Source organism: Pseudovibrio sp. JE062, assembly GCF_000156235.1.
Classification (GTDB): Bacteria; Pseudomonadota; Alphaproteobacteria; order Rhizobiales; family Stappiaceae; genus Pseudovibrio.
This window is the reverse complement of the sequence record NZ_DS996807.1, coordinates 55,547-81,386: the sequence shown is the minus strand read 5'-3', so window position 1 is coordinate 81,386 and position 25,840 is coordinate 55,547. Positions and strand designations below refer to the sequence as shown.

Below are 25,840 nucleotides of genomic sequence, written 5' to 3'. Positions count from 1 at the left end.
TGGCTCTCTTAAAACCGGAACCGCCCATACCCCTTGCGCAACACAAACAGCTAATCAGTGATTGAGGTAACTGTCGTCGTCCGTAGGCTCCCCACGGGCTGCTTTTGCGGCTTTGTCGGCCTTTAGAGCCGCATCAATCAGTTCATCGGTCAGAACCAATACGGCTGACCCGATCTCATCCAGCGGAAGATGCGCTGCTTCGTCCTGACCTTCCTGTACGTCGGTCATTCTGATGACAGCATTACCCTCTTCCACACCGATGATGTGTCCACGATATCTCTTACGCCCAGCTTGCGGCACAGACATTTCGATTTTCACAACATGTCCGACCCAGCGTTCGAAGTCGCCAGCGCGTACGAGCGGGCGGTCGATACCTGGAGATGAAATTTCGAGATGATAGGCACCGGAGATTGGGTCGTCCACGTCCAGCGCCGGGGAAACTGCGTGGCTGATTTCTTCACAATCTTCAACAGCCATCGTCCCGTCCGGGCGCTCTGCCATGATTTGAAGGGTGCAGCCATTGTTTCCGTTTACACGGATGCGCACCAGCCGATAGCCCAGATCAACAATGACCGGCTCGACAATTTCAGCTACGCGGGCCTCAAGACCCTTTTCCTTTACAATCCGGGGATCGGTTTCGTCCACTTGGTACCTATCGTCTTAATGCAAAGACATACTTCGTGTCTTTGGCAGTTATTTTCGGATACCTGATTTTCGACAGTCAGGCATCAATACCGACTTAGCTAATAAAAAAGAGCGGGTCCTTTCGGGGCCCACTCCTCAATGCTCTTAACTGAGCCGATAGAGAACTCTTGCTCTGCAATATAGTCATTTGACCACTGTATGCAACAGAAAATCAAAGATGAGAGCAGACAAAAGCAAGATGCTTTTAGGTTTTCGTCTCTTCAACTCGTAAAAATGTCAGGTAACGGCCAATTCTGCCTTCACGATGTGCCTTGCGCTCATAACGTGTTCCCGGCCAATTGTGCCACGGGGTGCGCCAATCGGCAGCACACTGGGCACTCCATTCAAAGGCAGGATGCTTGCGGCAGTGCGACAGGGTCCAGTCCACATAGGTGTCGATGTCACTGGCAAATCGATATTCGCATCCCGGCTTCAACGCCCGCGCGATGCGCGTCAGGTTGATCTGGTTCACGAAGCGGCGCTTCCAGTGTTTCTTCTTCGGCCATGGATCCGGATAGAGCTGGTAGGCCATGTCCAGTGACGCAGCTGGGAGCCAGTCGAGCAGTTTGCCTGCATCGTCATCATAAAGGCGGATGTTCTTGAGGCCATGCGCTTCGATGCTGGTGACAGCCTTGATGATGCCGGAGCTGAATGGTTCGCACCCGATGAAGCCAATCTCAGGATTTTCTCTGGCGCGGTGAATGAGGTGCTCGGAACCACCGAACCCGATCTCCAGACAAACGCTTTTGACTGGCACGGGGAACAGGTCCGCCAAGTTTTCAGGAGGCGTCTGTGTCAGGTCCAATGCCACTGTTGGCAGGACCTCCTCAAGCAATTGCGACTGTCTCGGACTTGCTGGCTTTCCGACGCGGCGGCCGAAAAAGGAGCCTTTGTAGTGATCTACCATCGTTCTCATAAATACAAACTGGCCGGAGGTTGCCCCGGCCAGTTGTTTATTCTCTAGCGTTAGAGGTTAAGCGTAGGCTTTCTCTACAGCATCACGCAGGTTATGGACAAGGTCGATTTTCTCCCAGGAGAAACCGCCGTCCATTTCAGCTTCGCGACCGAAGTGGCCGTAGGCTGCTGTACGTGCGTAGATTGGCTTATTCAAGCTAAGGTGCTCGCGGATGCCGCGCGGGGTCAAGCTCATGACTTCGCGGATCGCAGCTTCAACGCGCTCGCTTTCAACACGGCCTGTGCCATGCAGGTTCACGAACACGGACTGCGGCTCGGCAATACCAATCGCATAGGACAGCTGAATGGTACATTTGTCAGCCAGATCAGCAGCCACAACGTTTTTCGCGAGATAGCGTGCAGCGTAGGCTGCGGAGCGGTCAACCTTGGTTGGATCCTTACCGGAGAACGCACCGCCACCGTGTGGGGCAGCACCGCCGTAGGTGTCTACGATGATCTTACGGCCTGTGAGACCACAGTCGCCGTCAGGACCACCGATTACGAACTTACCGGTTGGGTTGATGTGCCAGATGGTGTTGTTGGTCACCCAGTCACGCGGCAGAGCCGCACGGATGTAAGGCTCAACAACAGCACGCACATCATCAGATGTCATGGTTTCATCCAGATGCTGAGTGGACAGCACGATGGATGTTGCCTCTACTGGTTTGCCATCTTCATAACGGATGGAAACCTGGCTCTTCGCGTCCGGGCCAAGCATTGGCTCGTTGCCGGATTTGCGTGCATCTGCCAGCAAACGCAGGATCTTGTGAGAGTACAAGATCGGAGCTGGCATCAGCTCTTCAGTTTCGCGGCATGCGTAACCGAACATGATGCCCTGGTCGCCGGCGCCTTCGTCCTTAGAGCTGGAGGCGTCTACGCCCTGAGCAATATCTGCGGACTGGCCATGCAAAAGAACCTGAATGTCGAGGTCTTTCCAGTTAAAGCCGGTTTGCTCATACCCGATGTCCTTTACAGCAAGGCGGGCGATGTGAGCCAAATACTCTTTTGTGAGAGTGGCCGGGCCGCGGGTTTCACCTGCGATAACGAGCTTGTTCGTTGTTGCAAGCGTTTCACAAGCCACGCGGGCTTCTGGCATTTCCTTTAGAAATGCGTCTACGATCGTATCTGAAACGCGATCGCAGACTTTGTCGGGATGGCCTTCTGAAACCGATTCCGACGTGAACACGTAGTTCTGACGAGCCATTGGCAAACGTCCTTCTGGGAAGAAATATATAATTGAAGCGACGGCATATCCGTCGCTTCTGGTGTTACATCAAACAAGGAATGTCGATTACGTCAAGAGATTTAGATCAAAATTGCCAGAGAATTGCGAAAATTTACGGATCACAAACTTAATCTTCATCCCCAGCAATACTCTTCACGAGCTCTACAACCTTTTTCCGGACTTTCGGGTTTTCAATGCGAACGAAAGCCTTGTTGAGAGCTAAACCATCAGAAGATGACAAAAAGTCGACAACGTAGGTGGTTTGTGGGTTATCACCAACGCCTGGGGTCTCATCCGGGGTACCCGGTGCATCTTCAAAGAAAAAGGCGACAGGCACTTTCAGAATGGTCGCAATGTGCTGCAAGCGGCTTGCACCAATCCGGTTTGTCCCTTTTTCGTACTTCTGGATCTGCTGGAATGTAATGCCAAGGCTCTCGCCAAGTTTTTCCTGACTCATGCCAAGCATCATGCGGCGCAAGCGTACTCTGCTGCCGACGTGAACATCGATAGGGTTTGGTGCTTTTTTGCTGGGCATTATCAAAGGCCCTCTTCTTTGGTTTTTTACGGTGCCTTACCGTGGGTTTTTATTTAAACGGGAGCGCAATGCAGCGACTCTCGCAAGAACGCAATTCATCAAACCTGCATTTCGACAGTTGCCAAAACAACCTCTCACAGAGGCATCGATGGCAGGCCCATAAGGTTTTTTTGAGGCCAGATCTGACGATCATGGTGAAAACCTTTACGTGTATTAGATGACGACATTTGCGTGCATTCGTCAATCTCTACGGGTAGGTAATAATTTCTCCATCACCAATAGGAGACTAACAACTACTAGAATAATTCCCCAAAAAATTGAATCACCCACCCTCACGTAAAGCGTGGGCCTTAGTATTTCAGGCAATTCACTATTGAAACTACCTTTTTTATTTAGAACAACTTCTGCGAGTATTCTACCATTGGAATCTACTAGGCTGGAAATACCAGTATTTGCAGCTCGCACTAACGGCACGCCTTGTTCAACTGCTCGAATTCTTGCCTGCGCCAAATGCTGATACGGACCGGCTGTTTCGCCAAACCATCCGTCATTTGTTAGATTTACGAGCAAGTTAGGCCGCTCGGATTCCGGGAGGACCGTTTGCGGGAAGATCGCCTCATAACAAATCAGAGGCTGGAAACTAAATGAATTTTTTAAATCTATTTTCTTGTGCCGAGCTGCCGCTGTGAAGTCTGCTGGCGCAGGAACCAGACGCTCCACACCAATGGATTGCAAAAGCCAGCGCATTGGCAAATATTCTCCGAAGGGAACAAGCCGCACTTTGTCATAGATATCTATGAGTGCACCTTCGTCTGATACAACAAAAGTACTGTTAAAAAAGCGATTCTGGTTCCCTGAGAGTTCTCTGCGAATACCACCCGTAATCAACATAGTATTTTGGGGAAGTGTGGCTCCGATGGCCTCCAGAGCCCCTGGCTGCTCATCCAGAAGGAATGGGAAAGCCGATTCAGGCCAGAAGATCAGGGTCTCACCGACCCGCTCCATCTCTGCCAGAGCCTGCTGTGTCTGCTGCAGATAGAGTGGGAGAAGCCTTTGTCGGTTTTCGGGCTTCCACTTGTCCGCCTGAGGTACATTGGGTTGTATTACAAGTACCCGAAGCCCCTCAACCGACTGTTGCGGGGCCTGCAACCTATTCGTTCCGTATACAACCACGCCAGCCCACACCACCGCACACGCAGAGATATAGACGACGGCAGCTTTGCGCCCTTGGTCGAACAGGACCACAGGCATGGAAAAGACGAGGAGAACGAGGAAGCCAACGCCGTAAATACCGAGGGCAGAGAAGCTCTGCATCAGAGTCAGGTTATCGGCAAATGCATAGCCCCAGACGTTCCATGGAAAGCCTGTCAGGATGTGTCCGCGCAGCCAATTGGAAAGCGCAAGGGCAACCACAAACACCAGAATGCGGGAAACGCCACTCGTCCAGAACAAAGACGCGGCGCCGATGACGATGGCAGGGATTAGAGCCAGACCACCGGGCAGAATGACCAGAGCGAACGGGATCATCCAGCCGTAGCTTTTGGCGTCGACGAGGAACGCTTCCGCGATCCAGAATAATCCGATCAGGAAGAACCCGAAGAAGAACGCCCAAGCCGTGCGGAAGAAGGCCGCAAAGCGCGCTTTTCGGCGTTCGGCTGCGCGTTCTTTGACACCATCGAGAAGGAAGATCAGAAGTGGCAGTGTCACCCAGAGAACAGGGAACGCGCCGTAGGGAGGGAATGCAAAGGCTGAAGCCAAACCGGCTACGAAGGCCAGCAATTCGCGTCTCCACCCTGATAATTCCCGAATACTGTTTATCAGAGTTCGAGCGTTACCAATGGCAGAGACCATTCCCCACTCCCGAAAATCAAAATTTTAAAATCAGCAATACGACGCTTATTCTGCAGCTTCAGGCCGGCGCGGGCGTATTCTTTGAACCGCAACGCGCTGGTCTGTTCTCCGCTTGGAAATGCGCAGACGCTTGATACGGCGCAGGTCCGCATCGATCACTTCGAATTCAAAGGCCGGAAGGCTCCTGTCGATGATCAACTCACCACGAACCGGCACCCGATCCAGAATGGAGAACAGGAGACCACCAAGGGTGTCCACTTCTTCCGTCTGCTCTTCGCCGAGTTTGAAGTCTGCTCCAAGCTCTTCCTGAAGATCTTCCAAATCAATTCGAGGATCAACCACCCAAACGCCGGGGCTGACATTCATGATAAGTTCTTCTTCGTCCTTATCATGCTCGTCTTCAATATCGCCAACCACGGTCTCAACGATGTCCTCGAGGGACACGAGACCGTCTGTTCCGCCATACTCGTCAATCACCAGTGCCATCTGCACGCGGGTGACCTGCATCTTCTTCATCAAATCAGAGGAAGACATGGACGGAGGAACGAAGTGCAACGGGCGGATCAAACCGGTGACGTTGAGCGGCGTCGACAGGTCAACGCAAGACAGATCCAGCAGAGACTTTTCTTCTGCTGTCTTTTCCGAGGCGTTCTTCTCTGGTTTCACCAGGGTCAACGGGACTTCGGATTTCTTGGCTTTTACAGCCAGTTCAACGAAGTAGGACATTAGGTCCTTGATGTGGACCATGCCCCGAGGGTCATCCAGATTGTCATGATAAACCGGCATACGGGAGTGACCGGAAGCCTTGAACAGGGCCATCACTTCACCGATTGTGGTGGTGTCTTCCACGGCCTCAATATCGGCACGCGGGATCATAACATCTTCAACACGAGATTCGCGCAGTTGGAGGATGTTGGTCAGTAGCTCGCGCTCTTCCTTCGTGAAGGCAGCATCAGCGCCTTCGCTGTCACGGGCGAGCTCATCTTCCAGGTCTTCGCGCAATGAAACGGCCGCGCTTTTACGGAAACCTCTAAACGGATTCAGTTTTGATTTCAGCCTGGTCCACACACCAGGCCTGATCGCTTGTGGCTCAGAGGTATCTTCGGCGACGGCTGTGCCGGTACTACTTGCAGGCTCTGCAGTTTCAGCCTGAACGGAGGTGCTTGCACCTTCTGTACTTCGAGGTTCCGGGTTCATCTCTCTCTCGTTGTTCCCTGCATTCACTGTGAGTGCCGGGGTATCATTTATCTGCCGATAGTGGCGCATCTTTGTATGGATCAGGGATTTGTAAGCTCGCCAAAATCAGGCGTTCTTCCGCTTCCATTTCCTCCGCTTCCTCATCTATCTGGTGATCATATCCAAAAAGATGAAGGGTTCCATGAACAATAAGATGAATTAAATGGTGTTCGAATGGAATCCCAAGCTCTACAGCTTCGCGCTTTACCGTCTCATTTGCAATAATAATATCACCTAATAGCGGGCCGAATGGTGGCTCTTCGCTATCATCTCCCGGAAACGACAAGACGTTCGTCGGTTTATCCTTCTGACGCCACATCTTATTCAGTTCCTGAATATGAGCATCATCGGTGAAGACGAGGGAGACTTCTGTGTTTTCTATTACAGAGAGGTCACTTGTTGCGAAAGCAGCGGCGATTGCCTTTTCGGCAATCGCTTCCAGTGTTTCTTCACTTTCCCAATCGCCTGCTTCAATCAGCAGGTCGATGTGTACCGGGCAAGCCGTTGTCATTCTTTGGAGCCTTGCTCTTCGTTTTCTTTGGCTGCAGCGTCTTCAGCCTGTCTGCGTTCTTTGGCTTCCAACCGGCGACGGCTCTCATTGTCGTAAGCGCCTACGATGCGGGCCACGAGTTCGTGACGCACAACATCACTCTCTGTGAAGTCTACGCGCGAGATACCTTCGACACCGCTGAGGATCTTCAATGCTTCACGCAGACCAGACATCTGGCCCGGAGGCAAGTCGACCTGGCTCGGATCACCCGTGACGATCATCTTGGAGTTTTCACCCAATCGCGTCAGGAACATCTTCATCTGCATGGATGTGGTGTTCTGCGCTTCATCAAGGATGACGATCGCGTTTGAGAGCGTACGACCGCGCATGAATGCGAGGGGCGCTACTTCAATCATGCCGCTTTCGAGGCCACGCTCCAGCTTTTCCGGCGCCATCATTTCGTTGAGGCCGTCGTAGAGCGGACGCAGGTATGGATCGACCTTATCCTTCATGTCACCCGGCAGGAAACCGAGGCGTTCGCCTGCTTCAACAGCAGGGCGAGACAGGATCATGCGATCGATTTCGCCACGTTCCAACAGCGCTGCTGCATAGGCAACGGCGAGGAAGGTTTTACCTGTACCGGCTGGTCCCACACCAAAGGTCAGATCAGAACGGTCCATTGCCCGAATATAGGCATCCTGCGCAGCAGTTCTGGCAACCAACGTCTTACGACGTGTTGCAATCTGCGCAAATGCCATGCGGGATTTCGGTTCCATCGTTGGCAGAGAAAGCTGAGCTTCAGCCACTTCTGCCAGACGGATCGCTCCATCTACATCGCCGGGTGTGATGTCGTGGCCACCCTGAAGCCGCGTATACAGCGACTCCAGAGCAAGCTTGGCTTGCTCTGTGGAGGTTTTGTTGCCACGAATGGTGACCTGATTGCCGTGAGCGATCGCTTCAACACCCAGACGCTGTTCAATCAGCGCCAGGTTCTGGTCAAACTGACCGAACAGATCACTTACCAGTCTGTTGTCTTCGAATGCCAACACCACATGCATCATATCAGATGCCGCAATGGGGCGCATGGCCGTCCTTGAAGCGGACGTTGTCTGGGCTTTGCCCTTCAAATAATGCCTCCGTTCGCCTTTACGCGAGAATCTGGGAGCATCATGCACTTAAACAAGGCGACCTTCCAGACTATTTGCGCTGGCAGCGACAATTTCTACTGATCTGATTTCACCATACAGGTCCAGAGGTGCATTTACATGAACAGGCTGGAGCCAAGGTGAACGACCTGCAAGCTGGCCTTCTCTGCGGCCTTCCTTTTCAAACAGTACATCAATTGTTTTGCCAATCAATGACGCATTGAAGTCTTTTTGCTGCGTGCTGAGCAGCTCCTGCAGCTCTGCAAGGCGTTCAGACTTCACTTGCTCGTCGATCTGCTCTTCCAATGTAGCACCCGGTGTGCCTGGGCGCGGGCTGTATTTGAAGGAGAATGCAGAACCGTAGGTGACACGGCGGATCAGATCCAATGTGTCTTTGTGGTCCTGATCGGTTTCACCCGGGAAGCCAACGATGAAGTCACCAGAAAGGGCAATATCGTCACGCGCTTCACGAATGCGGTCGATCAGGCGGAAGTAGTCATCGCGGGTGTGTTTGCGGTTCATTGCCTTCAGAATTGCATCGGAACCAGACTGAACTGGCAGGTGCAGGTAAGGCATCAGAATGTCGAGGTCGCGGTGAGCAGCAATCAGGCTGTCTTCCATATCCCGTGGGTGGGATGTGGTGTAGCGCAGGCGCTCGATACCGTCGATTTTTGCAAGGCGGAACAGGAGTTCGCCGAGACCCCATTCACGGCCATCCGGACCTTCACCATGCCATGCGTTGACGTTCTGGCCGAGCAGTGTCACTTCGCGAACACCGGCAGCAGCCAGACGCTCGGTTTCCATGACGATCTGTTCCACTTTACGGGACACTTCCGCACCGCGGGTGTAAGGCACCACGCAGAAGGTGCAGAACTTATCGCAGCCTTCCTGAACGGTCACGAACGCGGTAACGCCACGCTTGCGAACAGCTTCCTTGGAAGGCGTTGCGAGGTGTTTGAACTTGTCCTGAATATCGAACTCGGTCTCAACGACCTTTGAGCCATTGGAGGCACGTGTCAGAAGCTCTGGAAGGCGATGGTAGGACTGAGGGCCAACAACGAGGTCGACAACAGGCGCACGGCGGGAGATTTCGGCACCTTCGGCCTGAGCCACACAGCCAGCAACAGACACCATCATCTGCTTGCCGTCTTTGGCTTTCTCTTCCTTGAGCTTACGAATACGGCCAAGTTCGGAGTATACCTTTTCTGCCGCTTTCTCGCGAATGTGGCAGGTGTTCAGGATAACTAGATCCGCATCGTCCGGATTTTCAGTTTTTTCGTAGCCATCGTTGCTCAGGGCATCGTTCATACGATCGGAATCGTAGACGTTCATCTGACAGCCATAGGTCTTGATGAAGACCTTACGGGTCGCTTCGGTTTTCTCGAGCGCCTCCGTTGCGTTGTCGGATTGGCTCTGGTTTTCGTGGTCTACTAGGTTATCCATTAAATCCTCGAGTGGATCTGCAGCCGGGTTATCTTCTTCTTGCAATGCCCGGCAACTCGAGCGCATCTGCTCTTTTTATCAGCAGCGCCAGCTCGTCATTTTCAGAATTTTGGAGAGCTTTACTCTGTTTTTCACAGAAAGAGAAGCCTAGACTTGATCAGGCTTGGACCTGCTCTTGCTGTTTGGGAAGATTTCCCTGCAATGCTTCAATGGTCATCCCTCTGACCTGCTCCTCCAAATCACGCGTTAAGCGCTTGCGATTAGTCGCTTTTTCGATTGGGACAGGCGTACCCCACGTCAAATCAACGTCCAGTCCACCTTCTTTGATGACAGACCAGAGATGTCCTGCGAGTTCCATGTCTCCGTACCACGCAACATGGGCGCGCCAGAAGCGGCCCATTGGCATGCCCTGCAGGCGCGTGTAGGCGATGGAAAGCGGCTGCACATAGGCAACCTCCTCATCTCCTACATTCATTGCGTGGTGAACGGCTCCCACGAGCGCCGAGCGGAAAGGCAGCACCTCGTTGCCATTGCTGGAGGTTCCTTCCGCAAACAGCACCATGGCATCGCCCTGCGCCATGCGCTTAGCGACTTCCTGAGCTACACGGCCTGTATCGGATCTTCGTTGACGATTGACAAATACGGTCCGCTGGAGCTTGGCGAAGAGGCCAAAGATCGGCCAGCCGGCAACTTCAGATTTTGCAATGAAACTGAGTGGTTTCGTACAGCCCAGAACCACGATGTCCAGCCATGAACAGTGATTGGCGGTGACGAGAAGAGGGCGTTCGGACGCCATTTGTCCGTGTTGGTGGACGCGCAGTCCTATCAGGCGGGAGGCTGCTTTGTGCCAGAGCAGAGGAAATTGCCGCTGAACCGGCCAGCCTAGCTTCATTGCGACCCACTGAGGGGGAATGAGGGCCAGCGTAACGATCGTTAGTGCGGCGATTATGCAAACTGCTCTGACAGTTGCCATGCTCGGCCTCTATTTTTCGTCTATCGGAATGCCGTAGAGCTCCAGACGGTGATCAACCAGTTTAAAGCCCAGCTTGCGCGCGACTTCTTCCTGCATCTTTTCGATCTCTTCGCTGCGGAACTCGATCACATCGCCAGAGCGCAGGTCGATCAGGTGATCGTGGTGCTCATCAGATACGGTTTCGTATCTGGAGCGACCGTCGCGGAAGTCGTGACGTTCAATGATGCCGGAATCTTCGAAAAGCTTCACTGTGCGGTAAACAGTTGAGATGGAGATCTTTGGATCGATCTGGGAAGCTCTTCTGTAAAGCTCCTCCACATCAGGGTGATCTTCAGCAGACTGAATTACATCAGCAATCACGCGGCGCTGTTCTGTCATTCGCATGCCTTTGTGAGCACACATTTCAATCAGCGTCATTTTTTCTTCTGCCGTCATTTGCCCCATATTCCTCAAAATCACGCAGGCACCACAATATCAGTCTGCTTCGGTATCCTAGCTCCCAAAACTGTGAGAGAAAAGAACCAGTTTCACTGTAGCGCGCTTTGAGCGTGAGCTAAAAGCCTCGTCTCACATGCGTAGTGTCGCTTAAAGGAGATCGCAACGCATAACAAGCGCTGTTCCACTGCCTTCGCTAGCCGCATAGTATGCTTTTCTTTCTCCAACCTGCTTGAAACCCAGTTTTTTGTAGAGTTTCAGCGCAGAGTCGTTGGTGTCGTCCACTTCCAAGAACAGTGCTTCGGTACGATCAGAGTAGAGCTGGAAGATGGCAGCTTCCATAAGTTTTCGCCCTATTCCCTTGTTTTGTTTTTTGGGAGACACCGCGATGGTCAAAACTTCTGCTTCACCAGCAATCGAGCGAATAACGACAAACCCCAGATCGGTTTTGCCAGTTACGCCGGATGTGCGGGCAGACAGGAAGAAAACTCCCTTCTGCTCGAAGATTGTGGTGAGTTCTGCAGTGCCCCAGTTTTGCTTGAAGCACTCGGCATGAAGTTTCGCCAGTTTAGGCAGGTCGTCTTTCTCAGCGCGCTCGATTACCGGAGGCTTTTCTGATGTCCACCAGGACTTCATTGACGACGAACCTTTCCTTTCTCACCCGGAACAGCGTCAGGGGCACGCAGATAAAGTGGCATCGGCGCTTTGTCCTGACGCTTAGCACCTTTACCGAGCTTGGCGATGTAGTCAATCGATGCAGCGGCTGCATCGTTGCAAACACGGGATTTATCAATCCCGGCAGCATTGGCAACAGCCTGCGCAGCAGAGCCTGCGAGGATTGTTTCGTCGTCCAGCGAGTGAGCAAGATCTTTTACGGTTGAAACACGGGCTTCACCGATTGGGGCGCCAGTTTCATCGAAATTCTGACAATACACTTCATCACGGCGCGCATCGAGAACTACCAGAATTGGTTTTCTGACAGGAGCAGCGTCCAAAGCTTCGTGTGCGATTGCGGCCAATGTTGTTACGGAGACAACCGGTTTTTCAAGCACCAGCCCAAAGCCGCGGGCGATGGAGAGGCCGACACGCAAACCGGTAAAACTGCCAGGGCCAACATTGACGACAATGCGGTCCAGCGAGTTGAAGGTGGTCGAGGAGTCCGTCATGACACTCGCAACCATGCCCATGATGCGCTCGGCGTGGCCCCGGCCGAGATCTTCGCATTGGGAGACAATATCCGATGTTCCACCGTCATCAGTTAAAACGGCGGCAGCACAGGTACTTAGTGCGGTATCAATAGCAAGCAACTTCATAAGTTCGGCTTATCGTTAGGGCAGCTGATTGTCGAGCAACCAATTCGTTTAACACCCGGAGTATTTTTAGGCCTTGCAACAAAAAGGGCAGCTGGTGCTGCCCCATTTCAGAAGAATTACATTAGCAAAAACTACATTTGTCTAACTTCTTGAACTTCTGGGATGAAATGCCGCATGAGGTTCTGGATGCCATGGCTCAAAGTTGCGGTTGAGGATGGGCAACCCGCACACGCGCCGCGCATGCTCAAATAAACGATACCCTCACGATATCCCCGGAATGTTATGTCGCCACCGTCCTGAGCAACGGCAGGGCGCACACGGGTTTCGAGGAGCTCTTTGATCATGGTTACGGTTTCCTCGTCTTCTGCGTCGAAGAACTCTTCTCCAATGTCGCCGTCACCAGTTTCCTCACCTTTGAGGATTGGGGTGTTGGCCATGAAGTTTTCCATGATCGCACCGAGAATGGCCGGGCGCATATGCTGCCAGTCAGTCTCATCCTTGGTGACGGTGATAAAGTCATGTCCAAAGAAGATGCCAACAACACCTGGAATAGAGAAAAGCTTCTCAGCCAGCGGCGAGATAGCGGCTTCTTCTGCCGAGCGGAAATCGCGCGTGCCTTCCGGCAATACTACGCGGCCAGGCAAAAACTTCAGGGTTGCCGGGTTTGGTGTCGCTTCGGTCTGAATGAACATGGTTTTGTTTCCGATTTTTATGCCAAAGAGTATTCTTAAGCAGTCGCAGCACAGTTTACACTACTTCACGCTTCAGCAATGACTGTTTTCAGTTCTATATGATAGGTAAACCTGATCAGGCAAGAGCATCCAGTGCATCATCGTCCAAATTACCTGGCACGATGGTTGTCGGGATCGGGAATGTACCTGCCGATTTACCCGCTATGGATGAAACAAGAGGGCCTGGCCCTTCCTTGCTGGTTCCTGCTGCCAAGACGAGAATCGCAATGTCTGCGTCTTCTTCAATCAGGGCGATGATCTCATCTGACTGATGGCCTTCGCGAACGACCAGCTCAGGTTCTGTTCTTGCCGCAGCTCTTACTCTTTCAGCAGCTTTTGCCAGAATTGTATCTGCATTATCACGCGCTTCCTGGCGCATGATGTCCTCAACCCCTAGCCAATGCTGGAAATTTCCCGGTGCAATAACGTAGAGCAAGAGAACAATACCGCCGGTGCGGGCTGCACGCTTTGCGGCATAAACGATGGCTCGACCACATTCTGGTGTATCATCTACAACGACCAGAAATTTGCGGTGGTGACCTTCTTCATTACTTTTGCGAATAGCTACCATGTCGGCATGCTGCCACTTGAGGTGGTATGCGGCAAGTATTTTTCCTTGCCACATTCCGCTAGGTTTTCTTTTTCCGACTGATTTTTGAGTCAGTTAGAGGATGAACTGAGACAAATCGACGTTCTTGGCCAGTTCGCTGACATTGGATTTCACATAGGCAGCATCAATAGTGACCTGTTCGCCAGACTTATCTGGAGCGGCGAAGGAAATCTCGTCAAGCACGCGCTCCATCACTGTTTGCAGGCGGCGAGCACCGATGTTCTCGACAGTCGCGTTCAGGTCTACTGCGATGGTGGCGATTTCGTCGATCGCGTCATCGGTGAACTCAATGGTCACGCTTTCTGTACCCATCAGAGCAACGTACTGCTTGATGAGGCTCGCTTCTGTGTCTGTCAGGATCTTGACGAAGTCTTCTTTCGTCAGTGCCTTCAACTCAACACGGATTGGCAGACGGCCCTGAAGCTCTGGCAGCAAGTCAGATGGCTTGGACACATGGAATGCACCAGACGCGATGAACAGAACGTGGTCTGTCTTCACCGGACCATGCTTTGTGGAGACAACGGTACCTTCGATCAGTGGCAGCAAGTCGCGCTGAACACCTTCACGAGATACGTCGCCGCCGTTGCGGCCATCCTTCGCACAAATCTTGTCGATCTCGTCGAGGAACACGATACCGGAGTTCTCGACCAGTGCGATTGCTTCCTGAACGATCTTTTCTTCGTCGAGCAGCTTGTCGGACTCTTCCGCCAACAGCACTTTGTGGCTGTCTTTGACGTTGGTGCGCTTTGGCTTGGTCTGACCGCCAAATGCTTTGCCCAGCATGTCGGAGATATTCATGACACCTACGCTGCTGCCTGGCATGCCAGGGATATCAAAGCTTGGCATTTGTGGGTTGGCGCGAACTTCGATTTCGATTTCACGCTCATCCAGATCACCTTCACGCAGTTTCTTGCGGAATGTGTCGCGTGTGGCAGGGCTCGCATTGGCACCGACCAGCGCATCCAGAACACGCTCTTCCGCCAGAACATGCGCTTTTGCTTCCACGTCTTTACGGCTCTGCTCGCGCACCAGTGCGATAGCGGATTCCACCAGATCGCGGATGATCTGTTCTACATCACGACCGACGTAGCCGACCTCGGTAAACTTGGTAGCTTCAACTTTTGTGAAAGGAGCATTCGCAAGTTTAGCCAGACGACGGGAGATCTCAGTCTTACCAACACCGGTTGGACCAATCATGAGAATGTTCTTTGGCTGAACTTCTTCGCGCAGCTCTTCATCCAGCTGCTGACGGCGCCATCTGTTGCGCAGCGCAATTGCTACGGCGCGTTTAGCATCATGCTGGCCGATGATGTAGCGATCAAGTTCACTAACGATTTCCCGTGGAGAGAAATTTGTCATTTTCTTACTTTCTAGTTCCGGATAGGTGGCAGATATGTAGCGAGTGTGGTTCCTGCAAGAGGGCGCATGACGATCCGTCGCGCCACGTTCCAGCCCGAACCGAGCAGCAATACAAAACTCCCAAGCAATACAAGGGAGATAGCAGTCAACTGCGATGCTGAAAAGTCAGCGGACTCCAGCAAATAGGCTAATGCAAAGCCGAGGTAGCTCAGCGCTGCAACCAGCATTGCACGGCGATCAATAACGAGGGCAACCGCGCCAAATGCCAGCACAACTGCAATAGAGACCACTGCGTAGGTTTCTGTCAGCTCCTCAAAATACATGCCGCTCAGGATTGAGTGCACGATGAGTGGAGCTGCAAGCAGATGAAGCCAGAAGGCTTTGTCCGTGTTTAGTGTTTCGCGACGCGTGTCCTTGGTGTCGAAGTACATGGCGCAAGCGAAAGCGAATAGACCGCAGACCAGAGATACCCATGAGAGGTAATCAAGGATTTGCGTGTCAGTCACGTAGGTCAGGACGCCAACGATCATGCCCATGATCCCGGCAACAATCACCGTCAGCGTGATTGGCACTTTGAAGCGCCAGTAGAACAGCGATGCACCACCGAGAGCAAAGATTGAACTCAGGATGACCTGAACAGCCTCAGACTCATCGTTCAAGACTGAGGGCGTGAACAGGCCAAAGCCAACAAGGGCGATGGCACCGCCGAAAATTCCCGTCAGCAGAATGGATGGCAGAGCGAGTTTCTTGATCTTGGTGAACCACTCAGCCAGCACCCATGAGATGATTGCTCCAGCACCGGCAACAGCTGCTGTTGAGAGGCCGCCTTGTGTCAAAGGTTCCCCTAGGCCAATGCCATAGCCAGCAAAGACAATCAGAATTCCGAGGCTGATGAAGATGTCATGAAAGCCACGTGTGAAACGGACCTCTTCGGGATCGTGCGTGTTTTCCTGATCCTGCTGCTTCTGAAGGTTAGCGGCTTGAAGAGATAAATAGGAGACGAGCTTATCAGCTTGATCTGCGCTGATAATTCCTGCGGAGACGGCTCCGGTAAGGGATGCTCTTGTTATCATCAGATCCTCGTCAAATCCAAATGGGACGTAAAGACTTCAAGTATCCTCGGCTTAGCAATTTAAGCTGATCTAAAAGTGTCCTGAAAACGGGCTGGAGATCCCAAATCACTGACCTCCAGCTAGCTCTTTTGCAACGCTTACTCTTCGTCAAGTATTTCGACTGTGACGTTGCTGTTTGTGTAGACGCAGATGTCTGCTGCGATCGTCATGGACTTGCGGCAAATCTCTTCTGCGGTCAGATCCATATCAACCAGCGCACGAGCTGCGGACAGGGCGAAGTTTCCGCCGGAGCCGATGCCCATGACGCCATTTTCTGGCTCAAGCACATCACCGGTACCTGTCAGCACCAGAGAGTGCTTTTTGTCGGCAACCAGCATCATAGCTTCCAAGCGACGCAAATAGCGGTCTGTCCGCCAATCCTTTGCCATTTCCACGCAAGCGCGCATCAGCTGGTTCGGGTATTGTTCCAGCTTTGCTTCGAGGCGCTCAAACAGCGTGAATGCATCAGCAGTGGCACCTGCAAAGCCCGCAATAACTTTGCCGCCAGCCAGTGGGCGGACCTTACGTGCAGTGCCCTTAATAACCGTTGATCCAAGAGATACCTGACCATCTCCAGCAATTACGACTTTGCCGCCTTTGCGCACGGTCAAGATGGTTGTGCCGTGCCACTGTTCAGGTTCACTCATTCATTTTTCTCCAGAGTTCAATTGGCAGCGGAGCAAACTCCCGCGCAACTCATTTTCAAATTTGTGTCTGCGGTATTATGTATGTAGTCCTTTGCGCATTGCCAATGCGACAAGCCAAAAAAACTCAGTTATCCTGTAGCTTTACGTGGCTCGCCTCGCTCACGAAGCGTTCAATAAGCTTATGCAATCGCTTGATCTGGTGGTCTTTTGTGAGGTCACCATTCTCATCAAAGGATTTGCCGGCAAAGTTTATTGAGATCATTTCGGGCAGAACCAAACACCCCAGAGAGACCTCCATGATCGTTCTGAGATGCATTAGTCCGCGCAAAGAGCCATGCGCTCCAGGGGAAGCGCCGCCGACGGCATATACGGATGTATGGAAGAGTTGGAGCGGCTCTTCTTCCGGCAGCTGGATGCGACTGATCCAGTCGAGAGTGTTTTTAAGCAGCGGGGTAATGGAGGAGTTGTACTCGGGGCTGGCGATGAAAATGCCGTGGTGGGTTTCAATGAGCTTTCTGAGCTTGAAGGCATTCTCGGGGATACCCGTTTCATCTTCCAGATCACCGTCGTAGATTGGGAGAGGATAGTCAGCGAGGCTGATTGTTGTAACGTCCGCGTTTGCGATTGTCAGATGCTTTGCCACCAACGCAGCCAACATCTTGTTATAGGACCCTTTACGGGTTGAACCTGAAAACACCAGTATCTTTGGCTTCATAGGGCTATCCTCACGACAGGGCTCAGCACTCTCGCGCTTAAGAGTGGGAAGATCTCGGATAAATCCGGCACGCAGAATACCCCATAGTACCCAAGCGTAAGGTTTATGGAAGACATGTGTTTTTAGGTGTTTGCCCGCTTAAAGCACTCTATCGCAAAATCAAAAGGGCTTGCGATAGATCCAGACCCGCGCAGGCGGAATGTTCTTCACGATCCATCCGGTTTTCGACCAGCTGAACATTTTGGATTTCAGCGAAACCGGAGAGGCCAGAGAATAGGAGAACTGAATGAACGGCGCGCCCGGCCTCATCAACGCAAAGGCATCACGGATGCACTTCAGGCGGAACTCCATAGGACGAGAGATCAACGGAAGGCTGGAGACAACGGCACAGAGCGAGTTGGGCTCGATGTGCCCCAGACTCGGATGCATGTTGTAGGCGTCACCCTGTACAACATTCAGGCCTTCGAATTTTTCGCTGAGATGCTCGCAGAAGTCGGGGCTGTACTCCAGGCAGGTCAGGCGTTCTTTGGAGATTCCAGCTTCCAGAATAGCTTTCGTTACCGGGCCTGTGCCAGGACCAAGCTCTAAAACTGGATTTTGGGATTGGACGGGAACGAACTCTGCCATTCTCTGGGCGAGAACGGGGCCGGAGGGTGCGACCGCTCCGGTCGTGAGTGGTGCTTCCACCCACGCCCGAAGAAACTTGGAAGGTTCACGAAATTTGTTCAAGGCGTTTTCAGCCCGGGACCGCGTTTCGTGAAACATTCAACTCTCCGTAGCAACAACAAAGGGTACTACTGAGATATTACTGCTTGATGGCCTTTTAAAGTCCTAAGCTTTGAAATTTTCTAAAAAATCTTTGGCCTTCGCGAAAAAGCCAGTAGATTCAGGATGGTTTTCACCAGAAGATTCACCTTCAAATTCTGAGAGAAGCTCTTTCTGCCTCTTCGTAAGGTTTGTTGGTGTCTCAACGGCAACCTGGATATACATGTCGCCCTTCTGGCTAGACCGCATTACTGGCATGCCTTTACCACGCAGACGGAACTGCTTGCCGGTCTGAGTGCTTTCAGGAACCTTCACGCGGGCGGTGTTGCCATCCAGTGCCGGAACTTCAAACTGACCACCCAGAGCAGCGGTTGTCATTGAAATCGGCACGCGGCAGAAGATGTCTGCACCATCGCGCTGGAAGAACTCGTGCGGACGAATGGACAGGAAGATGTAGAGATCGCCAGCCGGACCGCCGCGAGCACCTGCTTCGCCTTCACCCGACAAGCGAATACGCGTACCATCCTCAATGCCTGATGGAATGTTGACTGAGAGCGTGCGCTCTTTTGTTGTCCGGCCTGTACCGCCACAGCTGTCACATGGATCAGTGATGATCTCACCACGACCCTGACAGGTTGGGCAGGTGCGTTCCATGGTGAAGAAGCCCTGAGCCGCTCTCACACGCCCTGCACCGCCACAGGTTGGGCAGGTGGATGGACGAGTTCCGGATTTAGCACCGGAGCCGCTGCAAGGTTCACATGTTACGGAAGTTGGAACCTCGATCTCGACGGATTTGCCTTCGTAGGCTTCCTCAAGAGAGATTTCCAGATTGTAGCGCAGGTCAGCACCGCGTTCACGACCGGAGCCGCGACGGCCACCGCCGCCGCCGAAGAACTCATCAAAAATGTCTGCCATGGAAGAAGCAAAGTCGCCCGGACCTGCTCCACCGCCACCACCAAAGCCGCCGTTTTCAAAGGCTGCATGGCCAAATCGATCGTAGGCTGCGCGCTTTTGCGGGTCTTTCAGGGTTTCGTAAGCTTCGCTTACTTCCTTAAAGTTTGCTTCCGCTTCATCATCACCAGGATTGCGGTCCGGGTGGTATTTCATCGCAAGTTTGCGATAAGCGCTCTTAAGTGCCTTTTCGTCGACCTCCCGTGCTACCCCCAGCACCTCATAGTAGTCGCGTTTAGACATTATGAAATAAGCTCCAAAGACGTGATGTCTATCTGCGTTTTGAAGCCTCAGGAGAACGTCAGCTCAGTCTGAGGTAACTGGTGGCAGTCGAAGCCATTCTTGCTTTACAGCGAATTCACTCGCGGACTGCACTCTTCTTCAAAACAAAACTGTTTACTGTTCAGCTGGTCAATCTGGTGCAGCTTCAAGCACAGCGCACGCATTCCCAGCACCCCATATGTAGGAAGCAGTTCCTTCGAATGCAATTGCACCCCAAAGGTTCTGTTTAACTCAAATCTTCCATACAGTCGGGAAATACTTCAATAAAGTTCACCTCGCAAGCCCGTTGGAGCTTGCGAGGTGAAAGTATTAGTTAGCTGGACTTTTTGTCGTCGTCGCGAACTTCTTCGAAGTCTGCATCAACAACATCGTCAACTGGCTTTGGCTCGCCATCGTCTTCAGCGCCTTCGCCAGCTTCTTCAGCTGCCTGAGCGTCTTTGTACATAGCTTCGCCGAGCTTCATGGAAGCTTCTGCAAGAGCCTGAGTCTTCGCCTGAATGTCTTCGAGGTCTTCACCTTCGAGAGCCTGCTTCAGAGCTGCCAGAGCGCTTTCGATTGCAGACTTGTCTTCTTCAGAGACCTTATCGCCGTACTCTTTCAGAGACTTCTCGGTGGAGTGGTGCAGAGCTTCACCCTGGTTTTTCGCTTCAACCAGTTCCTTACGCTTCTTGTCTTCTTCAGCGTGGGACTCAGCGTCTTTCACCATCTGCTCGATGTCGTTGTCGGACAGACCACCAGATGCCTGAATGCGGATCTGCTGTTCTTTACCGGTGCCCTTATCCTTAGCGGATACGTTCACGATACCGTTGGCGTCGATGTCGAAGGTAACTTCAACCTGTGGCACACCGCGTGGTGCTGGTGGGATACCAACCAGATCGAACTGACCGAGGATCTTGTTGTCCGCAGCCATTTCACGCTCGCCCTGGAAGACGCGGATGGTCACTGCAGTCTGATTGTCTTCAGCTGTAGAGAACACCTGGCCCTTTTTGGTTGGGATCGTGGTGTTACGGTCGATCAGACGTGTGAACACGCCGCCGAGGGTTTCGATGCCGAGGGACAGAGGTGTAACGTCGAGAAGCAGAACGTCTTTAACGTCGCCCTGCAGAACGCCAGCCTGAATTGCTGCACCCATTGCAACAACTTCGTCCGGGTTCACGCCTTTGTGCGGCTCTTTACCGAAGAACTGCTTAACAACTTCCTGAACCTTAGGCATACGGGTCATACCACCGACGAGAACGATTTCGTCGATTTCACCAGCTGCCAGGCCTGCGTCTTTCAGAGCTGCTTTCATTGGGTTCACGGTACGCTGTACCAGATCGTCAACGAGCTGCTCGAACTTCGCGCGGGTCAGTTTCAGGGTAAGGTGCTTAGGACCGGTTGCGTCTGCTGTGATGAACGGCAGGTTGATTTCGGTCTGGGAAGAAGAAGACAGCTCGATCTTTGCTTTTTCAGCAGCTTCTTTCAAGCGCTGCAGAGCCAGCTTGTCGTTCTTCAGGTCAATGCCCTGTTCTTTTTTGAATTCGTCTGCGAGGTAATCAACCAGACGCATGTCGAAGTCTTCACCACCGAGGAAGGTGTCACCGTTGGTGGACTTCACTTCAAATACGCCGTCACCGATTTCCAGGATGGAAACGTCGAAGGTACCACCACCAAGGTCGTAAACTGCGATGGTCTTACCATCGTTTTTGTCCATGCCGTATGCAAGGGCAGCAGCAGTTGGTTCGTTGATGATACGCAGAACTTCAAGACCAGCGATCTTACCGGCATCTTTGGTTGCCTGGCGCTGAGCGTCGTTGAAGTATGCAGGAACGGTGATAACTGCCTGGGTGACGGTTTCACCAAGGAAGCTTTCAGCGGTTTCTTTCATCTTCTGCAGGATGAAAGCAGAAATCTGGGATGGGGAGAACTTCTCACCCTCAGCTTCAACCCATGCGTCGCCGTTGTCGGCTTTTACGATTTCGTATGGGACGAGCTTTTTATCTTTTGCAACAGTCGGATCATCAAAACGACGACCGATGAGGCGCTTAACAGCAAACAGGGTGTCTGTTGGGTTGGTTACAGCCTGACGCTTCGCTGGCTGGCCTACAAGGCGCTCACCATCATCAGTAAAAGCAACCATAGAAGGGGTAGTACGCGCACCTTCTGCGTTTTCAATTACCTTGGCGTCTTTGCCGTCCATTACAGATACGCACGAATTTGTCGTGCCGAGGTCGATACCGATGACCTTTGCCATGTTTTTCACTCTCCTTTCGGCAGACCGCCCGAACCCCGAAGGCCTTCGGATAATGTCGGATCAGCTTCCAACCGGTCCCCAATACATTGCACTTGCGTGAGTTGTCGCAAACACGCAAGAAAACTTCAATTGGCTATATAAGAGGGGTCCCCTGCCCCTGCAAGGGACAGGACCCGATATATCGACACAAGACCTATCCGAAGCCTTTTTCTGAGTTAAGAAACCGAAATTTTCTTTGGAAAACCACCCAGAAACACCTCTATTGCATCCCACTTTTCTGCGTTACCCCCATTTCTAAGAGGGTGTTTGTGGATAGAGCTCTTCCAGTGAGATTGAGTTCCCATTTTCCTGGACGATACGGACGTGCTCCCGTGAAAGCTGTCTTGCAGCATCTACGCCGCATGCATGAGCGATCATGTCCACTTCCATCCGCACGCTATGGCAGAGGGCTGCACCTCTACAGATCCGGAACAAAGCAATTTTCCATTCTTAGATTGCGGAACACATATGTACAGCTAGACTGCCCTTCATATTTTAAAATATGATTTCTAGTGGGACTTTTCATGGCAAATTGGATTAGAAACTTAAAAACACTCTATGTCGGCGCCACCGTTGGGATGTTTGTTTACACCTTAGGGCTCCCTTATTACGAGAATGGCTGCTGCATAATGGACAGGAGCGCCTCACTCCCGCAACTTTTAGATGAGCACGGACTCTTAATAACTATAGGAATGGTCATAAAGACTTTTCTTTTGAGCTCAATCATATCTCCAATAAGTGTCGCTTGTCTTAGTCCAGCATATTTCTACTTATTACATAAGCAAAAACCTAGTTTACAGGTTACCTCTAGCTTTTTGGGTACTTGGTATCTAGCGTTAGCGTTCTCACCGTCGACCCCAAATGCGTTTCTAATACTAGACGATCTACCAGAATGGCTTTTCACCAATTACCACTGGATTGAAGCTTTCTTGGTCTACTCCTACATATTTTTCTGTTTTTTTGGTGCACCATTCTTGATGTTCTATCTATTGAAGAAACTGCTAGGAAAAACATACCCAGCAGAAGGTGAGGCATACGGCTACAACTCAAACACAAATGATGGCAACACCAACAGCCATCAGAGCGGGTAGCGTTCATAGATCTCTTCCAACGGTAATGAGTTCCCATTTTCCTGGACGATACGAACGTGCTCCCGTGAAAGCTGTCTTGCAGCATCTACGCCGCATGCATGAGCGATCATGTCCACTTCCATCCGCACGCTATGGCAATAGGCAGCTACGCGGTGGCTTTTCTCGGTGGGATCGAGGCCAGCCTGTAGGGCTTCGTTGTGGGTGGTGATGCCGGTTGGGCATGTGTTTTTGTTACATCGCATGGCCTGAATGCAGCCCAATGAGAACAGGAAGCCACGCGCTGTTACCGTAAAATCTGCTCCCGCACACAAAGCCAGAGCGACAGCTGAAGGGGTGATGCGTTTGCCGGAGACGATGATACGGATACGGTCCCGCAAATCATGCTTTCTCAAAACATGATCCACGATCGGCAGAGATTCGGAGATACGCAGGCCTACGTTATCCATGAGCGGCATTGGTGCAGCACCTGTACCGCCATCTGCGGAGTCGATGGTGATGAAATCAGGGGCGTGCTCAATGCCGCGGTGGTTAATTTCATGGCAAAGTTCTTCGATCCAGTGAGCTGATCCGATAACCGTTTTGAAGCCAACCGGTTTCTTCGCAATTGAACGGACCCGACTTATGAAGTCGAGCAGTTCGCCGGTGTTGCTGATTTCGGGGTGGCGATTTGGTGAGTGGGAAGGCTGACCGACTTTGATGCCGCGGATCTCTGCGATTTCAGGTGTCACTTTGCCGCCTGGAAGAAGACCTCCTTTGCCGGGCTTGGCCCCTTGTGCCAGCTTGATTTCAACCATCTTGACCTGCGCATGGTCCGTGATGACTTTCAGCTTATCTTCATTGAGGGTGCAGTCTTCATTTCGGCAGCCGTATTTCGCTGTGCCGATCTGGAAGACGATGTCAGCACCACCTTCGAGATGATATGGCGACAGACCGCCCTCGCCGGTGTTCATCCAGCAGTTTGCCATCTTGGCACCTCGGGAGAGAGCGAGGACGGCTGGGCGCGATATCGCACCGAAACTCATGCCAGAGATGTTGAAATAGCTGGGTGGGATATATGGGTTCTCGACATAAGGACCGATCAGGAGAGGTTCTGGCTCGTCGATTTCCTTTTCCAGCTTGGCGAAGGGAGCGTTAACGAAGAGTGCGGTGCCCGGAATGCTCAGGTTTTTAGTTGAACCGAAGGCCATGGTGTTGCCTTCGGCTTTTGAAGCGTGGTCCACCCAGTTTCGCTCTGCTCGGTTGAACGGCATTTCCTCACGATCCATCGCAAAGAAGTATTGGCGAAAGAACTCGCCCAGATAGGAAAAGAGCGCTCGGAAACGGCCAACAACGGGGAAATTGTGTCGTATTGCATCTTTATGCTGTCTTCGATCAACCACATATAAAACGACAACCGCAATGAGCGTGAGCAGAATGAGCAGAGAGACAAATGCTGCAAAAATATTCAGCACAGCTGCGAGCAACGGAGGAAGAAGGTGCATTTGTGGTTCTCCTTAACCGGGAAACCACTATTTTGAGGAATATGGGTTAAATTCACTTTCGGCAAATCTCTCCAAGTTTTCCGTTTTTATAAGCGGACTTTTCAGCAGATTAGCCGGATTGAAATGAGGTGTTTTGATGCAGTTGAGCGATGACTTTCCTAAGGGGTTCAAATACCTGCCGGGCTACTTCTCACTTGAGGAGCAGAAGGAGCTTGTTGAGACACTCAGATACCTCGTAAAAGAAGCGCCTTTGTTCACTCCAGTGATGCCACGCACTGGGAAGCCGTTTTCTGTTCGCATGACAAATCTGGGCTCCTTAGGCTGGGTGTCTGATCGCAACGGCTATCGGTATCAACCTCAGCATCCAGAGAGTGGACAGCCTTGGCCGGAGATACCGGAAGTCTTGTTGAGCTTGTGGAAGCAGGTGGGTGAGTGTGAGGCGGCACCAGAGGCCTGTCTCGTCAACTACTACGCGGCGACCGCAAAAATGGGCATGCATCAGGACCGAGATGAAAAGACGTTTGAAGCGCCGGTTGTCTCCGTCAGTCTGGGAGACACAGCCGTATTCCGCCTTGGCAGCGTAAAGCGCGGAGGCCCGACACAATCACTGAAACTGAGCTCAGGAGACGTGGTTGTTTTGGGAGGAGCGTCGCGGCTTTGCCATCACGGTATTGACCGCATACTTGGCGGGAGTTCGAGCCTACTCAAAGACGGAGGCAGGTTGAACCTGACGCTCCGCCGTGTCTCGCCGTTCTAGTTGGCAGATCAGGCTTCTTCCAGCGCGCTTGCCATGAAGAAGGCTTTGATGCCGTTTGAGACGAAACGGATGGTGCCTTCCACGATTTCGTCCTGATCCAGCTCTTCATCATAGGGGCCTTTTGAGGCGCCGGTGACGACATACAGCGCTTCAAGCGTGGCGCTGTGCATGAGCATCATGAGTAGCTGTGCCCGAGGGCCTGTCGGAATATCGCTCTCTGTGGCCTTTGCCAGCGCCTTAGTGATACGCAGGATGATCTTGGGAGGCTCCCAGGAGTGCATGATCTTCTGGCCGGACTCAGGATCTGAGAAGACTTGCCGGATGAGGACCACGAACGGGACCAGCTTACCAGTGTCTCTGGAGATGCCTTGAACGATCAGAGGCTCCATAAAGGCTCGGGTGATTTCCTCGACATCTGGTTGGCGCCCGCCAACTTCCAGAGCGTCGAGGCGCTGCATGCGCATGTCGTCGATTTCACGGAGACGGCGCATGAAGACAGCTCTGACGAGGTCTTCTTTGCTGCCAAAATGGTAGTTTACGGCAGCAACATTTGCGTCTGCTTTTTCAGTGATCATTCTCACTGAAGTTTCCGCAAGACCATGTTCAGCGAGCAAGCGTTCAGCGGCATCAAGTAACCGTTCACGGGTCCCCAGTTCAGAACTGTCTGGCACAGCGGCACCTCCAGGAAGATAGTTTTACAAATGCTTTGAGAGTTTCCCTAAGACTCTGAGTAGTCCCTTAGAAATCTCAAATACTTCTTTCAAGCTATCTTGCTTTTAGCAC

At 52.2% G+C, this 25,840-nt stretch carries 25 protein-coding genes; 1 reads left to right on the top strand and 24 read right to left on the bottom strand.

Going from position 1 to position 25,840, the window contains the following annotated elements; translation table 11 throughout:
• Positions 1–54 precede the first annotated feature (54 nt).
• The 23 genes from rimP to PJE062_RS07780 form a co-directional block, all read right to left on the bottom strand.
• Positions 55–645 carry a ribosome maturation factor RimP gene (gene rimP, locus PJE062_RS07895; RefSeq protein WP_008548845.1) on the bottom strand — a complete coding sequence of 197 codons (591 nt, stop codon included), beginning with the start codon at positions 643–645 and terminating at the stop codon, positions 55–57.
• 244 nt (positions 646–889) lie between these two features.
• Positions 890–1,591 (bottom strand): tRNA (guanosine(46)-N7)-methyltransferase TrmB, encoded by a 702-nt coding sequence (gene trmB, locus PJE062_RS07890; protein ID WP_037036356.1) that lies wholly within the window; start codon positions 1,589–1,591, stop codon positions 890–892.
• Positions 1,592–1,657: 66 nt separating this feature from the next.
• Entirely contained in the window at positions 1,658–2,842 is a 1,185-nt protein-coding gene (gene metK / locus PJE062_RS07885; RefSeq protein ID WP_008548292.1) for a methionine adenosyltransferase, read from the bottom strand.
• A 148-nt stretch (positions 2,843–2,990) separates the two neighbouring features.
• Positions 2,991–3,401: a helix-turn-helix domain-containing protein gene (locus tag PJE062_RS07880; RefSeq protein ID WP_037036478.1), complete on the bottom strand. Its 411-nt coding sequence runs from the start codon at positions 3,399–3,401 to the stop codon at positions 2,991–2,993.
• Positions 3,402–3,638: 237 nt separating this feature from the next.
• The gene (lnt, locus tag PJE062_RS07875; RefSeq protein ID WP_008548499.1) at positions 3,639–5,249 is read right to left on the bottom strand and encodes an apolipoprotein N-acyltransferase; all 1,611 of its coding nucleotides are present in this window, start codon (positions 5,247–5,249) and stop codon (positions 3,639–3,641) included.
• A 45-nt stretch (positions 5,250–5,294) separates the two neighbouring features.
• The gene (locus tag PJE062_RS07870) at positions 5,295–6,446 is read right to left on the bottom strand and encodes a hemolysin family protein (protein ID WP_143111096.1); all 1,152 of its coding nucleotides are present in this window, start codon (positions 6,444–6,446) and stop codon (positions 5,295–5,297) included.
• Positions 6,447–6,489: 43 nt separating this feature from the next.
• A complete protein-coding gene (gene ybeY, locus PJE062_RS07865; RefSeq protein WP_008548226.1) occupies positions 6,490–6,996 on the bottom strand; it encodes an rRNA maturation RNase YbeY in 507 nt (168 codons plus the stop codon).
• Positions 6,993–8,102: a PhoH family protein gene (locus PJE062_RS07860; RefSeq protein WP_008548763.1), complete on the bottom strand. Its 1,110-nt coding sequence runs from the start codon at positions 8,100–8,102 to the stop codon at positions 6,993–6,995. Before PJE062_RS07860 ends, ybeY begins: the two co-directional genes overlap by 4 nt.
• A gap of 48 nt (positions 8,103–8,150) precedes the next feature.
• A complete protein-coding gene (miaB, locus tag PJE062_RS07855) occupies positions 8,151–9,563 on the bottom strand; it encodes a tRNA (N6-isopentenyl adenosine(37)-C2)-methylthiotransferase MiaB (RefSeq protein WP_008548367.1) in 1,413 nt (470 codons plus the stop codon).
• A 157-nt stretch (positions 9,564–9,720) separates the two neighbouring features.
• A complete protein-coding gene (locus PJE062_RS07850; RefSeq protein ID WP_037036355.1) occupies positions 9,721–10,536 on the bottom strand; it encodes a 1-acyl-sn-glycerol-3-phosphate acyltransferase in 816 nt (271 codons plus the stop codon).
• Positions 10,537–10,545: 9 nt separating this feature from the next.
• Positions 10,546–10,971, bottom strand: a complete 426-nt coding sequence (locus PJE062_RS07845; protein ID WP_008548754.1) for a Fur family transcriptional regulator — start codon at positions 10,969–10,971, stop codon at positions 10,546–10,548.
• Between the two features lie 150 nt (positions 10,972–11,121).
• Complete coding sequence (gene rimI, locus PJE062_RS07840) at positions 11,122–11,607, bottom strand: ribosomal protein S18-alanine N-acetyltransferase (protein WP_008548422.1); 486 nt, start codon at positions 11,605–11,607, stop codon at positions 11,122–11,124.
• Positions 11,604–12,284 carry a tRNA (adenosine(37)-N6)-threonylcarbamoyltransferase complex dimerization subunit type 1 TsaB gene (gene tsaB / locus PJE062_RS07835; protein ID WP_008548511.1) on the bottom strand — a complete coding sequence of 227 codons (681 nt, stop codon included), beginning with the start codon at positions 12,282–12,284 and terminating at the stop codon, positions 11,604–11,606. The genes rimI and tsaB overlap by 4 nt, the downstream gene beginning before the upstream one ends.
• Positions 12,285–12,415: 131 nt before the next feature.
• Entirely contained in the window at positions 12,416–12,976 is a 561-nt protein-coding gene (locus PJE062_RS07830) for a NifU family protein (RefSeq protein WP_008548596.1), read from the bottom strand.
• 115 nt (positions 12,977–13,091) lie between these two features.
• Entirely contained in the window at positions 13,092–13,586 is a 495-nt protein-coding gene (locus tag PJE062_RS07825; protein ID WP_008548304.1) for a universal stress protein, read from the bottom strand.
• A 93-nt stretch (positions 13,587–13,679) separates the two neighbouring features.
• Positions 13,680–14,984, bottom strand: a complete 1,305-nt coding sequence (gene hslU / locus PJE062_RS07820) for an ATP-dependent protease ATPase subunit HslU (RefSeq protein ID WP_008548289.1) — start codon at positions 14,982–14,984, stop codon at positions 13,680–13,682.
• Between the two features lie 11 nt (positions 14,985–14,995).
• Positions 14,996–16,057, bottom strand: coding sequence for a hypothetical protein (locus tag PJE062_RS07815; protein ID WP_008548267.1), 1,062 nt, complete (start codon positions 16,055–16,057; stop codon positions 14,996–14,998).
• A 137-nt stretch (positions 16,058–16,194) separates the two neighbouring features.
• Positions 16,195–16,743 carry an ATP-dependent protease subunit HslV gene (gene hslV / locus PJE062_RS07810; RefSeq protein ID WP_008548483.1) on the bottom strand — a complete coding sequence of 183 codons (549 nt, stop codon included), beginning with the start codon at positions 16,741–16,743 and terminating at the stop codon, positions 16,195–16,197.
• A gap of 124 nt (positions 16,744–16,867) precedes the next feature.
• Positions 16,868–17,458: an NADPH-dependent FMN reductase gene (locus PJE062_RS07805; protein WP_008548356.1), complete on the bottom strand. Its 591-nt coding sequence runs from the start codon at positions 17,456–17,458 to the stop codon at positions 16,868–16,870.
• Positions 17,459–17,617: 159 nt separating this feature from the next.
• On the bottom strand, positions 17,618–18,223 hold the full coding sequence (locus PJE062_RS07800; RefSeq protein WP_208608903.1) for a class I SAM-dependent methyltransferase: 606 nt from the start codon (positions 18,221–18,223) through the stop codon (positions 17,618–17,620).
• 66 nt (positions 18,224–18,289) lie between these two features.
• Entirely contained in the window at positions 18,290–19,417 is a 1,128-nt protein-coding gene (gene dnaJ / locus PJE062_RS07795) for a molecular chaperone DnaJ (RefSeq protein WP_008548319.1), read from the bottom strand.
• 352 nt (positions 19,418–19,769) lie between these two features.
• Positions 19,770–21,740 carry a molecular chaperone DnaK gene (gene dnaK / locus PJE062_RS07790; protein ID WP_256377904.1) on the bottom strand — a complete coding sequence of 657 codons (1,971 nt, stop codon included), beginning with the start codon at positions 21,738–21,740 and terminating at the stop codon, positions 19,770–19,772.
• A gap of 1,066 nt (positions 21,741–22,806) precedes the next feature.
• Positions 22,807–24,300, bottom strand: a complete 1,494-nt coding sequence (locus PJE062_RS07780) for an FMN-binding glutamate synthase family protein (RefSeq protein ID WP_008548817.1) — start codon at positions 24,298–24,300, stop codon at positions 22,807–22,809.
• Between the two features lie 136 nt (positions 24,301–24,436).
• Between PJE062_RS07780 and PJE062_RS07775 the strand changes: the two genes are divergently transcribed.
• Complete coding sequence (locus tag PJE062_RS07775) at positions 24,437–25,057, top strand: alpha-ketoglutarate-dependent dioxygenase AlkB (RefSeq protein WP_008548592.1); 621 nt, start codon at positions 24,437–24,439, stop codon at positions 25,055–25,057.
• An 8-nt stretch (positions 25,058–25,065) separates the two neighbouring features.
• Here PJE062_RS07775 and PJE062_RS07770 read toward each other — a convergent pair whose 3' ends face one another.
• A complete protein-coding gene (locus PJE062_RS07770; RefSeq protein WP_008548637.1) occupies positions 25,066–25,728 on the bottom strand; it encodes a TetR/AcrR family transcriptional regulator in 663 nt (220 codons plus the stop codon).
• Between the last annotated feature and the right edge of the window lie 112 nt (positions 25,729–25,840).

Bases quoted from the DNA above. Each gene is read 5' to 3' on its own strand.
- PJE062_RS07850 (WP_037036355.1), bottom strand. From the start codon at position 10,536: ATGGCAACTGTCAGAGCAGTTTGCATAATCGCCGCACTAACGATCGTT.
- PJE062_RS07800 (WP_208608903.1), bottom strand. From the start codon at position 18,223: ATGTTTCACGAAACGCGGTCCCGGGCTGAAAACGCCTTGAACAAATTT.
- metK (WP_008548292.1), bottom strand. From the start codon at position 2,842: ATGGCTCGTCAGAACTACGTGTTCACGTCGGAATCGGTTTCAGAAGGC.
- ybeY (WP_008548226.1), bottom strand. From the start codon at position 6,996: ATGACAACGGCTTGCCCGGTACACATCGACCTGCTGATTGAAGCAGGC.
- PJE062_RS07775 (WP_008548592.1), top strand. From the start codon at position 24,437: ATGCAGTTGAGCGATGACTTTCCTAAGGGGTTCAAATACCTGCCGGGC.
- rimI (WP_008548422.1), bottom strand. From the start codon at position 11,607: ATGAAGTCCTGGTGGACATCAGAAAAGCCTCCGGTAATCGAGCGCGCT.
- PJE062_RS07845 (WP_008548754.1), bottom strand. From the start codon at position 10,971: ATGACGGCAGAAGAAAAAATGACGCTGATTGAAATGTGTGCTCACAAA.
- PJE062_RS07780 (WP_008548817.1), bottom strand. From the start codon at position 24,300: ATGCACCTTCTTCCTCCGTTGCTCGCAGCTGTGCTGAATATTTTTGCA.
- PJE062_RS07870 (WP_143111096.1), bottom strand. From the start codon at position 6,446: ATGAACCCGGAACCTCGAAGTACAGAAGGTGCAAGCACCTCCGTTCAG.
- PJE062_RS07825 (WP_008548304.1), bottom strand. From the start codon at position 13,586: ATGGTAGCTATTCGCAAAAGTAATGAAGAAGGTCACCACCGCAAATTT.
- PJE062_RS07830 (WP_008548596.1), bottom strand. From the start codon at position 12,976: ATGTTCATTCAGACCGAAGCGACACCAAACCCGGCAACCCTGAAGTTT.
- tsaB (WP_008548511.1), bottom strand. From the start codon at position 12,284: ATGAAGTTGCTTGCTATTGATACCGCACTAAGTACCTGTGCTGCCGCC.
- PJE062_RS07805 (WP_008548356.1), bottom strand. From the start codon at position 17,458: ATGAAGCCAAAGATACTGGTGTTTTCAGGTTCAACCCGTAAAGGGTCC.
- dnaJ (WP_008548319.1), bottom strand. From the start codon at position 19,417: ATGTCTAAACGCGACTACTATGAGGTGCTGGGGGTAGCACGGGAGGTC.
- miaB (WP_008548367.1), bottom strand. From the start codon at position 9,563: ATGGATAACCTAGTAGACCACGAAAACCAGAGCCAATCCGACAACGCA.
- trmB (WP_037036356.1), bottom strand. From the start codon at position 1,591: ATGGTAGATCACTACAAAGGCTCCTTTTTCGGCCGCCGCGTCGGAAAG.
- hslU (WP_008548289.1), bottom strand. From the start codon at position 14,984: ATGACAAATTTCTCTCCACGGGAAATCGTTAGTGAACTTGATCGCTAC.
- lnt (WP_008548499.1), bottom strand. From the start codon at position 5,249: ATGGTCTCTGCCATTGGTAACGCTCGAACTCTGATAAACAGTATTCGG.
- PJE062_RS07815 (WP_008548267.1), bottom strand. From the start codon at position 16,057: ATGATAACAAGAGCATCCCTTACCGGAGCCGTCTCCGCAGGAATTATC.
- hslV (WP_008548483.1), bottom strand. From the start codon at position 16,743: ATGAGTGAACCTGAACAGTGGCACGGCACAACCATCTTGACCGTGCGC.